The organism is Sphingomonas asaccharolytica NBRC 15499, assembly GCF_001598355.1.
Lineage (GTDB): Bacteria > Pseudomonadota > Alphaproteobacteria > Sphingomonadales > Sphingomonadaceae > Sphingomonas > Sphingomonas asaccharolytica.
In genome coordinates, this window is sequence record NZ_BCYU01000006.1 from 1 (window position 1) to 11,634 (window position 11,634).

Genomic DNA, 11,634 nt, shown 5'->3' on the forward strand with positions numbered 1-11,634 from the left:
CGGAACTAGCGTTCCGCCAGCCGATTTTTTACGCCGTATACGCGGCGGACCGGGTTGGCGGCATCGGCGACCAGCAGAGTCAGCCGTTGCCTTGGCGTCGGCGGGTTTCCCAGCCCTTCCTGGCCGCGGCCGAGCGTTGGGCCTGGGTCTGGCTCGATCCGCCTTTGCGGCCGCCTTTGCGCGAGCTTTCGTGGTTTTCCTTCTTGCCGCGGCCGGATCCGGACTTCTTGCCACCGCCCGATTCCTTGTTGACCGTCGCCCAGGCGCGGCGTTCAGCCTCTTCCTTGCCGACGCCACGATCCTCATAGCCTTCCTCGATATGCTCGGCCTTGCGTTTCTGTTTGTCGGTGTATGACGATTTGTCTCCGCGAGGCATGGTCCTTCTCCTTTCGTTTGCCCCTCAACTCACGCCGGTGCCGCCATTGGCGCCGAACACGCTGCCGCTGGTGAAGCTGTTGGTCTGCTCGGCAAGCGTTACGTAAAGGCCGGCCAGTTCGGCCGGCTGCCCGGCGCGGCCGAGCGGCGTGTCCTGGCCGAATTTCTCGACCTTGCCCTCCAGCTGTCCGCCCGAAATCTGCAGCGGCGTCCACACCGGCCCGGGCGCCACCGCGTTGACGCGGATGCCCTTCGAGGCGAGCTGCTTGGCGAGCCCCTTGGTGAAGATTTCGATCGCGCCCTTGGTGGTGGCGTAATCGAGCAGATCCTCGACCGGGTTGAAGCTGTTGACGCTGGCCGTGTTGATGATCGCCGACCCCGGCGGCATGAACTCGACCGCGCGTTTCGACATCCAGAACATCGCATAGATGTTGGTCTTCATCGTGCGATCGAACTGTTCGTGGCTGATCTCGGCGATCGATTTGCGCGCCTGCTGATAACCGGCATTGATCACCAGCAAGTCGAGCCCGCCCAGTTGCTCGCGGGCATCGTCGACCAGGCTGAGGCAAAACTGCTCGTCGGTCAGATCACCGGGCAGCAGGACGAGCTCGGTGCCGTCTTCGGCAAGCACCGCCTTCAAATCCTCGGCATCAGGCTGTTCCCTGGGGTGATAGTTGATCGCGACCTGCGCGCCCTCACGCGCAAAGGCGATCGCGGCGGCGCGGCCGATCCCGGAATCGCCGCCGGTCACCAGGGCGTGGCGTCCCCTGAGCCGCCCCGTGCCGCGATAGCTTCGCTCGCCGCAATCCGGCACCGGATCCATGTCACGCTGGAGTCCCGGCCATTCCTGTTTCTGTTCGGCGAAGCCTTCGCTGTGATATTTGTTCTGCGGGTCGATCAGCGCTTCGGTCGCCTCATCGACGGCGCGCGACTGATCCTTGGATGTCGTCAGCTGCACGTCGTCCGTCATTGCATCGGACATTTCGCTCTCCTGGTTGTGAGGGCGAAGCGCTCCTAAAAAGCGATTGTTCCGATCGTTTAAGATGCGAAATCAATTCATTGCATAACCTGGGTCAGTATTAGGCCGTGCGGGGTACAGCTGCGATTTGTTGGGTCCGCCGGCCCCGACGCATTCAGTCGCTGTCCCACGCAATGGCGATGCGCGAACTGGCTGGCACCCGATAGGAAAGGCGGCCATCGCGCGACGATTGCCGGACAACGGCACCGTCGGCGAGCGTGACTTTTGCTCGCGGCAGCGGCGCTCCGTTTCGAGGCAGCAGGCAAAGGTCGGCCATGCAGCCTTCCCCGCCGTCGAATTGGACGCTCAACGCGTTCGGCCCCGTTCGCTCGACCGAGCGCAGGAACTGGTTGCAATAGAGCCTGAACGGCACGTCTTCGAAATCGTGGAAGCTGCGCGTGGCGAATATCATCGCCGCGCCGGCGCCGTAGATTTCCTGACCGACTTGGCCGGCCTTCTGACCGTCGGCGTAGAGATCCTCAAGCGGGAACGAGAGGTTGCGGGCGATGTGGCCGTTGCGCTGCTGCTCCGCCAGCACATCTTGCGGCAGTGCGTCGGGGTAATAATACCAGGCGCGATCGAGCGCATATTTGCAATATTCGGACACCAGCATCCGGACGCCGGGGTCGAGATCGGGACCGCTGTCCTCGAGATAGCGTTCGAACGCGGCGAAGCTGTCGAAACATTCGTAGACCGCCATATAGGGCGCGTCCTGCAGGCAGGTTGCGCCGAGAAAGTTCTTGTAATGGCGCGCCGCGGCAATCCGCGATTCCCAGATCTCGCAATTATGGAAGAAGCTCGCGAGATAGACGTAGCTCTGGTCGCGATAGCTGTCGTCGGTGGTGATGCGCCACAGCCGCATGCACGCGGCGGCACCCCAGGCGGTGAGGTTTGCCTGATAATTGAGATTGAACCGCATGCCCTTGGCCGTGTCGATCGCGGCGCGCGCTTCGTGCAGGAAGCGGGAGTCGTCGGTCAGGGCATGCGCCTGCAGCATGACATAGGCGTACAGACCGCCGACATCGGTCTGACCACGATCGTCATTGGCGGTGGCGGTCAGCACCGAAAAGTCGCGGACGTTGAACTGGATCGGCCATTTATAGTCGAAGTGATGCGCGACGCGGATGCCGTAATCGATCACCTTCATGAACAGCGTGCGCGCGGGGCGGTCGCCGTCCGATGCCAGCTTCGCGAGGTTGAGCAGCGGGTGATAGAGATACCAGCTGTCGACGGCGTCCTTGTCCTTGTCGCTGCCGACATTGGGCAGATAGCGGCGCAGCGTTCCCAGCTCCCGGTCATGGAACTTGTTGAGGCCGCGTCGGAATTCTTTTTCCAGCGGATGCGGCGTGCCGTGCCAGCGCCCCCAGTCGTGGATCGCCGAGAGCAGCGACAATTGCACCATGCAATCCGGATATTCGCTTGCGGTATAAGGATGCGCATAGAGGTTGCCATAATGCCGCACGGTCGCCTCGGCCGCCGTTGCGAGATCCTCCAGCGTGCGTTCGGACCGCTCGACCCAGTCGCGAAAGTCGGTCTCCGGGCGATCGAGCGCCTTGTAGACCACGCCCAGCATGCGGAGGAATTGCAGCGCGCCTTGTTCTTCGCTGCCGTCGTCCAGGTCGCGGATGGCGATCAGCGCGTCGGATAGCATGATCTCCTTGCCGGCTTCCAGCGTCTCGACCGGCGGCATCGCGCTTTGCGGCGGGGTGGGCGGCAGATAGCCGAGTTCGGGCCATTCGCCGCCAACCGCGCCATCGGGCTTGGTATCGGTGGCGAGATAATAATCGTTGAGCGCGGTGAGGTTCTGGAAATAGAGCACCGTCCCGAAATCGGGCTCGGCGATGCGGAAGAACAGCGCGCCGCTGTTCAACCCGCGTTGCGCCGCCTCGACATGGCCTTGGGCAGTGGTCGGGTCGTCATTCCGGTCGAGCGGATAGAGATCGCGCGGCAGGAACGGAATGAGCAAGGGCCGCGCCGGGGTCAGCCATACCGACACCCGCAACAATTCGGGCTGGGTTTCACCCAAAGTGAGCGCGACGACATGCTCGCCCATCGCGCTCTTGATCCTCAGCCTGACGAGCTCGCCAGCCTGATGGCGCGCGGCGCGGCAGTCGAACGGCCCGGCAAGACAGGCGCAACGGATCGCCAGGCCGCCGCGGCCTTCGCGCCGCACGACAGCCCATAAGGAATCCGGCCCGCAGATCAGCTCGACCTCGAGATCGCCGGCGGTGAAGGCGGCGACCGGCTCGGGCTTCTCCGCGAGCAATTGGCGGAGCGCCAGCGTGTAAGGGCTTGCGCCCGTTGCTGTGCGATCGAGCATCATGTTTAGTTCGCCTCGCCCTCGGGCTCGTTTTGCTCGGCCGCGCCCTTATTCTGATCCGCGAACACCGCGCCGGAGGTTTCCTCGACGACGACCTCGCGGCCATCGACGCGCAGCGTCCGCGCCAATTCCGGCGCATCGTCTTCCTGATCGCCGGAGCGCTCGCCCCTCATGCCGCCCTCGGCTACTGGAGGGGGATTGTCGGGATCCGAGGTCCCGTAAAGGTGTGGGCCATCATTCTTGTCGGCCATTTCCGGGTCTCCTGCTGCTTGGGGCGGACAACCGTCGGGGCGAACTTCGTTTCCGTGGGTGTCCCGGATTTCTCGATAAAATGGATCAAGATTGAAGCGCTTGATGGAACGCCGATCCCTGGCTTCAGGTTGTGGAACGGCAACCGAGGAGAAAGACCATGGTCGACCGTGCCAATGCCGATGAAGGCGCCGATCCCAGCGACGACATCCGCAAACAGAATCCCGGCGAGACGACGACCGCCGACCTCGCCGAGCAACCCGACGACGATCCCTCCCGTGCCAACAAGCCCGAACCGGTGGAGGACCGTCCGAATGTCGGGCAAGTGAAGCCGGAGGACTATCCCGCGCAGCAATGAGCGAGCGAAGCCGTTAGCGCGATGTCAGTCATTGTCCGTGAAGGACGTCTTGCGCCCGCCATCGTCTTCGCCCGGGGCCTGATCGCGATCGAGCTGGTCAGACGGACGGCGCGCCTCGCCTTCCTTCTGATGTTCGGTCGACAGGTTGGGCGCGCGGGTTTCGGTGGTGGGTTTGATCGCGCCGGTTTCGGTGTCGGTCTTGCTATCGGTCATGGCTCTCTCCGTGGTTGCCGATCAGTGCATCAACGATCGAGAGTGGCAGGACGCACCGAGCAATCTGACTAACTTGTGTTTATTCGCGCCGGTTTTCGAGGAACCCGCGGCGCCGCGGCCGGGTTGACCGATGATCTTTGGTCACAGGAGCACAGTCCGTGAACCCCAAAACCTGCTCATTACTTGCGGCGTCGGTTTTTGTGCTTGGATCCTGTGGCGACCCGAACGCCGTTCAGCGCACCAATAGCGCAGATCTCGGCAATTCGCCGACCGCACCCTCGGTCAAGAGCGGCAATGTCGCAGGCGATCTGCACAATAGCGCGGCACCGATCGCGCCCTCGGCGCAGGACTTTGTGAACAAGATGGCGGCGAGCGACGAATTCGAGATCGAGATGTCGAAGCTCGCGCTGACCAATGCGCAGTCGCCGGCAGTCAAGGATTTCGCGCAGAAGATGATCGACGCGCACACCCACTCGACCGAGAAGCTGAAAAAGGTGGCCGGATCGGTCGCGCCCATGATCATTCCCGACTCGACGCTGGCACCCGACCAGCTGAAATCGGTCGAGCAACTGCACGCGAAGAAGGGTGCAGATTTCGATCAGCAATATGTCCTTATCCAGCGCGACGCCCATCAGCGCACGCTAGCGGCGCTCAAGGACTATTCGGTCAAGGGCGATCAGCCGCCGCTCAATGCTTTCGCGAACGAGGTGATACCGATCGTCAGCGGACATCTGGCGATGGCGAGGAACCTCAAGCCCTGAGCCGGTTGGAGCGGCCACGTCACATCGCGAGCTGTTCCATCCGGCATTGCCGCGGCGCCTTGTCCGGGCGCCAGCGCAGGAAGCGCGTGCCGTGCCGGAAACGCTCGTCGGTCACGTGATCGAACTGGACCTCGACGACGAGATCGGGCTTCAACGGCTGCCAATCGCCGGATCGGTCTGTCGACCAGCGGCTGGGGCCGCCCGGTGCGCGACCGGTGAAGCCGGGCTTGGCGACCAGCTTTTCGAGCCGCGGGGTGAGCGCGCGGCGCTCGGCGACGCTCAGCGCGGAGGTGTACCCCACATGGTTGAGCTTGCCGGCATCGTCGTACAGGCCAAGCAACAACGATCCCACGATCCGCTCGTTGGCGGCGTAGCGGAATCCGCCGACCACGCAGTCGGCAGTACGCTGGCGCTTGACCTTGATCATCGCGCGCTCGCCCGGTTGATAGGGTGCGTCGAGGTCCTTCGCGATCACGCCGTCGGTGTCGCCGCCGCTTGCGTCGAACCAGCACCGCGCGCGTTCCTCGTCGAGAGTCGCTTCCGACAAGAACACCGAGGGATGATCGAACTTCGACATCAGGTCGGCCAATCCGGCGCGGCGCTGTCTGAGCGGCGCGTCGATGAGATTGCGGGCGCCGTCCTGGAGACAGTCGAACACCGCATAGTGCGCCGGCGTCTGATTCGACAGGCGCTCGATCCGGCTCGCCGCGGGATGCAAACGCGCCTGGAGAGCGCCAAAGGACAGTCGTTCCTCGATCCGGACGGTCAACTCGCCGTCCAGCACGCAGGTCGAGGTCGCCGAACGCGCGAGGATGTCGGCAATTTCGGGAAAATATCGGTCGAGCCGTTTTCCGGATTTGGAGAACAGCCGCACATTGCGCTGCCCGACATAAGCAAGGCACCGGAACCCGTCCCATTTGGGTTCATACTGCCAAGCATCGCCAACCGGGATATCCTCGGCGAGACGGGCCTCCATCGGCGCCACCAGCGGAATCAGCGAAGCGCTCGACGTCATCCGTCACCGATCGGGCGGCGAGGGCAATGCCTGGGCGTCACCGGTCTCCGCGATCGCCCTGGCCGGCCTTCACCTTCGTCTTGGCATGGTGACGGACATCCTGGCTGAGCGACCGGCCGACATCGTCGGATTCCTTAAACTGGCCTTTTTCGTCGCGTCGGACATATCTTTTGTCGCTACCGGTATCGATCAATTCGCGTTTGGACATGATCCTCTCCATGAGTTGGAGAGAAAACGCCCGAGGAGTCGGGCGGTTCATTCTCGGCGCGTGCGTTTGGCGTCGAGTGGACGCCACCAGCAGAGTGCGGGCGTCAGGCGAAGACGCCGCTGGCCCTCTTGGCCATGGGGCATTCCTTGCCGGCGATGGCTTGCCCGGCAGCAAAACGAGCGTATCGTTCGGGCGATCCGGCCGTCGCATGAAATCATCTGTCCAATCCGACCCTCGGTGCTGCTGCAACCAATGTAATCGACTGGTCGTTCAGGAATGTCTTGCAAAAAGGGGAAGGCATGACCGCAGCGGGTCGCGAACAACGCCAATCGATTACCGCCGACGAATGGCGGCAGATTGTGGACAGCGCGGTCGATACCGCCATCATCACCACCGACGTCGCAGGCCGGGTCACCAGCTGGAATGAAGGCGCGCATCGGCTGCTCGGCTGGCGAGAGGAAGACATGCTCGGCGGCACGCTCGAGGGGTTGTTTCCCGAAAGCCTCGGCGTCGCGGCGCTGGAAAGCGAACGCCGCGACGCGCTGAACTCGGGGCGTGGCGGTGGCGCAGAGGGCTGGCGCGTACGCATGGATGGCAGCCGCATCTGGGCGGCCGGGGAAATGTCCCCGATCCGCAATGCCGACGGCGTCGTCATCGGTTTTACCAAAATCTTGCGCGACCGGTCGCGGCAACGCGAGGCCGAGGAGGCTTTGCTCGAGGAACGGCGCGCGCTCGAGATTCTCAACCGCGCCGGATCCGCGCTGGCCGCCGAGACCGATTTGCACAAGCTGGTCCAGATCGTGACCGATGCCGGTGTCGAGCTGACCAAGGCGGCATTCGGCGCCTTTTTCTACAATGTGCTGAACGACACAGGTGAGAGCTATATGCTCTACACGCTGTCGGGCGCGCCCGAGGAGGCATTCTCGAAATTTCCCATGCCGCGCAACACCGCGGTATTCGCGCCGACTTTCAATGGCGAAGGCATCGTTCGCTCGGACGACATCACCAAGGATCCGCGTTACGGGCACAACGCTCCCCGCAAGGGTATGCCGGAGGGGCATCTGCCGGTCCGCAGCTACCTCGCCGTGCCGGTGATCGCGCGCAACGGCGACGTGATTGGCGGGTTGTTTTTCGGTCATGCCGAGGTCGGCATTTTCACACCGGAGTCGGAGCGTGGCCTCGAGGGTCTTGCGGCAGAGGCCGCGGTGGCGATCGACAATGCGCGCTTGTTCCAGGCGCTCCAGCTCGAGCTGAGACAACGCCGCGCCGCCGAAGCCGAACTCGCCGCGAGCGAGCACCGGCTGCGTCTCGCCAACGATGCGGCCGACATAGGGACCTGGGATTTCGATCCGGTGAGTCGCGAGCTGCGCTGGGACGCCAAGTGCAAGGAGCTTTTCGGCCTGCCGCCCGACGCCGAGGTCAGTTATGAAGGCAGCTTCCTTGCGGGCGTCCACCCAGAGGATCGTGAGAGCGCGGACGCCGCGGTGCAGGAGGCGCTCGACCCCGAAGGCTCGGGCAATTTCGAGATCGAATATCGCACCGTCGGCATCGAGGACGGTATCGAGCGCTGGTTGGCGGCGAGCGGCCGCGCAATGTTCGACGAGGGGAAAGCGGTCCGGTTCATCGGCACCGTCCTCGATATCACTGTACGGCGGCAAAACGAGACTCGGCTGCGCGAGCTGAACGAGGAGCTCGAGGAGCAGGTCGCGGCGGAAGTCGCTCGACGCAGCGAGGTCGAGGAAGCCTTGCGCCAGGCGCAGAAGATGGAAGCGGTGGGCCAGCTCACCGGCGGAATCGCGCATGATTTCAACAATCTGCTGACCGTCGTCACTGGCAATATCGGCATTGCCCAGCGCGCGCTCGATGCCGCGGACGTTGGCGATGTGCGCGCGAGACGTTCGCTCGACAATGCGATGAAGGGCGCTGAGCGGGCGGCGGCGCTCACCCAGCGGCTGCTTGCTTTTTCACGCCGCCAACCGCTCTCCCCCAAGCCGGTCGACTCCGATAAATTGGTGTCGGGCATGTCCGATTTGCTGCAGCGGTCGCTTGGCGAGCTGATCCGGTTGGAGATCGTGACCTCTCCGGGCCTGTGGCGGGCGGAAGCCGATCCCAACCAGCTGGAGAGCGCGATCCTCAATCTCGCGCTCAACGCCCGCGACGCGATGCCCGAGGGCGGCGAACTGACGATCGAGACGGGGAATGCTCGGCTGGACGAGGGTTATGCCGCGATGCAGGCGGAAGTGCCGCCGGGCCAATATGTCATGATCGCGGTCACCGACACCGGGAGCGGCATGCCGCGCCACGTGATCGAGCGGGCGTTCGAGCCGTTCTTCACCACCAAGGAGGTCGGCAGGGGCACCGGGCTCGGGCTTTCGATGATCTATGGCTTCGTCAAGCAGTCGGGCGGCCACATCAAGATCTACTCAGAGGAAGGCGAGGGCACGACGGTCAAAATCTATCTGCCGCGTCTCCTAAGCGGTGGCGCCGAAGACGAGGAGCCGGCGCGATCGACGCCGGGGATCGAGCAAAGCCCGCGGCAGGAGACGGTGCTTGTCGTCGAGGATGACGATGATGTCCGCGCCTATACGGTCGATTGCCTGCGCGAGCTGGGCTATCGCGTGATCGAGGCGCATGACGGTCCGTCCGCGCTTCGCTTGCTCGAACGACAGGCGAATCCGGTCGCTTTGCTGTTCACCGACGTGGTGATGCCCGGCATGAGCGGTCGCGAACTGGCCGACCAGGCCCGCAAGCTTCAGGCGACCCTGAGGGTGCTCTACACGTCGGGCTATACGCGCAACGCCATCGTCCATGGCGGCCGGCTCGATCCCGGGGTCGAGATGATCACCAAACCTTTCACCTTCGAAGCGCTCGCCCAGAAGGTCCGCGACATGATCGATACCGGCACCGGCAACGTGCTCATCCTGGAAGCTCAATCCACGGTAAGATCGCTTCTTGTCGAGGCGATGGTGGCAGGAGGATTGCGTATCGAGGAGGCTGGGACGGGCAGCGAAGCTCTCGGTAAAGTACGCGCCGCGCAAGGGCGCTACGACGCGATCGTAGTCGACGACGACCTTCCCGATTATACCGGCGACAGCTTGGTGCGCGAGTTGCGGGCGCTCTATTCGGACTTGCCCATCGTCATCGCCTCAAGCACGCGTGCTGCCCAGCTCAAGCGACAATTCAGCGATGACCGCAGCGTGGCGGTAATTGCCAAGCCCTACAAAGTCGGGACGCTGCAAGATACGCTTCGGCTGCTTGGCGTCGCTTGCCCTGAAGCCGAGAAATAACGACAGAGATTGGGAACCGGCGTTGGAAAAGCCGGTCCCCAGAATAGGTTACGGTTTCGCTGGTGTGTCGATCTTGATGTCGGCGTCGACCTTTTTCGTATTGCCGAGCATGTTCTGACCAAACATCAGGAACAAGACTACGGCGATTACCGCCAATACGACGGCAAGCAGAGCAATCGCTCCTCCGCTACCGCCTCTCTCGATCACGGTCGTTCTATCCTCGTCTGCCATCGTTCCACTCCTTTATTGCTGCACGATAACCGGCAGGGCCATTGCGCGGTTCCCACTCTGCGGATTTGTTTCCGAGCATTGGCCGATGGGTGAAGTTCAGATTCTACCAAGCAGCAGGAGGATGATCAGGATCACGACGACCAGTCCCAAGCCCCCCGAGGGCGCATATCCCCAATTGCGGCTATGACCCCAGGTCGGGAGTGCGCCTATCAAGGCGAGTACCAGGACAATTATAAGGATGGTTCCAAGCATCATTCCGCTCCTGTTCTGATTGGGGAGTACAACCAGCGGACGGAGATGCGGTTCCGACAACGAGTCGGTGCGAAGCGAACTCGGCTCTTCGCCAGGACGCCCCTTCCTTGTCTATGAAGTGGCGTTGGCGAACCGGCCGTCAGGGCATTCCGGCCGCGGATTCCTCGCCTGATGGCACCGCGGGAACGTCATCGTCATGCTGTCCGAGCATCGGTGCCGCGAACGGCTCGGGACCCGGCGTGCGCGCGAATTTGATCGCGCGTGAGACGCCGCGATAATGGCCGAGCGCGGGGTGCGCGATACTCGTCACCATCGCCTCGGCGCGCACTTGGGGATGGTCGAACATCTCCTCGATATGGTGCACGGCGGAACAGGGAACCGCTTCGCCGAACACGTCCTCCCATTCGAGCGCGGTGCGCTTGGTGAGCGCGGCGTGCAGCAGCGGGACGAGTTCGGCGGCATGTTCGGCGCGCTTGCGAACGCTGTCATAGCGCGGATCGCGGGCCAGCGCCTCGAGCCCGGTTCGCTCGCACAAGGCATTCCAGAAATGCGGCGTGTTGGCCGACAGATAAAGATAGCCGTCGCCGGTCGGGTGGAGGCCAGTGATCCCGCCCGAGCGCATGTCGCGCGAGATGTCGTGCGCTTCTCCCTCGGCCTGGATCATCCGGGCCGACTGCATCGTCAGCGCGCTGCGCAACAGCGAGACGCCGACATATTGTCCCTTGCCGCTTCGCTCGCGCTCGAACAGTGCCGAGGAAACGCCGGCCGCGACCAACGCCGCGGCGTAATAGTCGACCGGCGAGCCATAGGTCAGCTCGGGCACCGGCGGCTTGCCCTGCAGCACGCACATCCCGGTCATCGCCTGGAGCACCTGATCGTACCCCGCTTTGCCGCGCAACGGTCCTTCCTCGCCATAACCGGTGACCGCGCAATAGATCAGCCGCGGGTTGATCGCCTCGAGCTGGGCATGGTCGATCCCGAGCCGGTCGGTGACGCCGGGGCGGAAATTATGGACCAGCACGTCCGCCTGCGCGACCAGCGCCAGCAGCCGTGCGCGGTCGGCTTCGTCCTTGAGGTCGAGCACGATGCCGCGCTTGCTGCGGTTGACGCCGAGAAAGGCACGGTTCTCGCCTTCGAGCGTGGAGGGATAGTTGCGCAGATTGTCGCCGGCCGGAGGCTCGATCTTGATCACGTCGGCGCCCTGATCGGCGAGCAGCGAGCAGCCATAGGGCCCGGCGATATAGGCGCTGAGGTCGAGCACGCCGATGCCCGACAGCGGCCCGCGCGGGCCGGTGCGCGCGGGATTGTCGAACGCGGACGGGGAAGAAGGGAAGGCGTTCGTCAAGA

13 protein-coding genes are annotated in these 11,634 nt (G+C 63.6%); 3 read left to right on the forward strand and 10 right to left on the reverse strand.

Going from position 1 to position 11,634, the window contains the following annotated elements:
• Positions 1–79: 79 nt before the first annotated feature.
• From SAS01S_RS02545 to SAS01S_RS02560, 4 genes are all read right to left on the reverse strand, one after another.
• Positions 80–376 carry a plasmid stabilization protein gene (locus SAS01S_RS02545; RefSeq protein ID WP_066804343.1) on the reverse strand — a complete coding sequence of 99 codons (297 nt, stop codon included), beginning with the start codon at positions 374–376 and terminating at the stop codon, positions 80–82.
• Between the two features lie 24 nt (positions 377–400).
• Positions 401–1,357, reverse strand: a complete 957-nt coding sequence (locus tag SAS01S_RS02550) for an SDR family oxidoreductase (protein ID WP_245656724.1) — start codon at positions 1,355–1,357, stop codon at positions 401–403.
• A gap of 151 nt (positions 1,358–1,508) precedes the next feature.
• Positions 1,509–3,716, reverse strand: coding sequence for a hypothetical protein (locus SAS01S_RS02555; protein ID WP_157082639.1), 2,208 nt, complete (start codon positions 3,714–3,716; stop codon positions 1,509–1,511).
• Positions 3,717–3,718: 2 nt separating this feature from the next.
• A complete protein-coding gene (locus tag SAS01S_RS02560; protein ID WP_066804347.1) occupies positions 3,719–3,964 on the reverse strand; it encodes a hypothetical protein in 246 nt (81 codons plus the stop codon).
• A 158-nt stretch (positions 3,965–4,122) separates the two neighbouring features.
• On the opposite strand from SAS01S_RS02560, the gene SAS01S_RS02565 reads away from it, so the two are divergent.
• Complete coding sequence (locus SAS01S_RS02565; RefSeq protein WP_066804350.1) at positions 4,123–4,320, forward strand: hypothetical protein; 198 nt, start codon at positions 4,123–4,125, stop codon at positions 4,318–4,320.
• A 24-nt stretch (positions 4,321–4,344) separates the two neighbouring features.
• Here SAS01S_RS02565 and SAS01S_RS02570 read toward each other — a convergent pair whose 3' ends face one another.
• Positions 4,345–4,533, reverse strand: a complete 189-nt coding sequence (locus tag SAS01S_RS02570; protein ID WP_066804358.1) for a hypothetical protein — start codon at positions 4,531–4,533, stop codon at positions 4,345–4,347.
• A gap of 200 nt (positions 4,534–4,733) precedes the next feature.
• Between SAS01S_RS02570 and SAS01S_RS02575 the strand changes: the two genes are divergently transcribed.
• Positions 4,734–5,294, forward strand: coding sequence for a DUF4142 domain-containing protein (locus tag SAS01S_RS02575; RefSeq protein ID WP_066804361.1), 561 nt, complete (start codon positions 4,734–4,736; stop codon positions 5,292–5,294).
• Between the two features lie 19 nt (positions 5,295–5,313).
• On the opposite strand, the gene SAS01S_RS02580 is transcribed toward SAS01S_RS02575, so the two are convergent.
• Complete coding sequence (locus SAS01S_RS02580; protein ID WP_066804364.1) at positions 5,314–6,309, reverse strand: ATP-dependent DNA ligase; 996 nt, start codon at positions 6,307–6,309, stop codon at positions 5,314–5,316.
• 37 nt (positions 6,310–6,346) lie between these two features.
• Positions 6,347–6,517: a hypothetical protein gene (locus SAS01S_RS02585; RefSeq protein ID WP_157082640.1), complete on the reverse strand. Its 171-nt coding sequence runs from the start codon at positions 6,515–6,517 to the stop codon at positions 6,347–6,349.
• Positions 6,518–6,816: 299 nt separating this feature from the next.
• Between SAS01S_RS02585 and SAS01S_RS22065 the strand changes: the two genes are divergently transcribed.
• On the forward strand, positions 6,817–9,804 hold the full coding sequence (locus SAS01S_RS22065; RefSeq protein ID WP_084238429.1) for a response regulator: 2,988 nt from the start codon (positions 6,817–6,819) through the stop codon (positions 9,802–9,804).
• A gap of 48 nt (positions 9,805–9,852) precedes the next feature.
• Here SAS01S_RS22065 and SAS01S_RS22360 read toward each other — a convergent pair whose 3' ends face one another.
• The 3 genes from SAS01S_RS22360 to SAS01S_RS02595 form a co-directional block, all read right to left on the reverse strand.
• Positions 9,853–10,035, reverse strand: coding sequence for a hypothetical protein (locus SAS01S_RS22360; protein WP_066590396.1), 183 nt, complete (start codon positions 10,033–10,035; stop codon positions 9,853–9,855).
• 96 nt (positions 10,036–10,131) lie between these two features.
• On the reverse strand, positions 10,132–10,290 hold the full coding sequence (locus tag SAS01S_RS22070; RefSeq protein WP_084238430.1) for a DUF3309 family protein: 159 nt from the start codon (positions 10,288–10,290) through the stop codon (positions 10,132–10,134).
• Positions 10,291–10,426: 136 nt separating this feature from the next.
• Positions 10,427–11,632: a CaiB/BaiF CoA transferase family protein gene (locus tag SAS01S_RS02595; RefSeq protein ID WP_066804370.1), complete on the reverse strand. Its 1,206-nt coding sequence runs from the start codon at positions 11,630–11,632 to the stop codon at positions 10,427–10,429.
• Between the last annotated feature and the right edge of the window lie 2 nt (positions 11,633–11,634).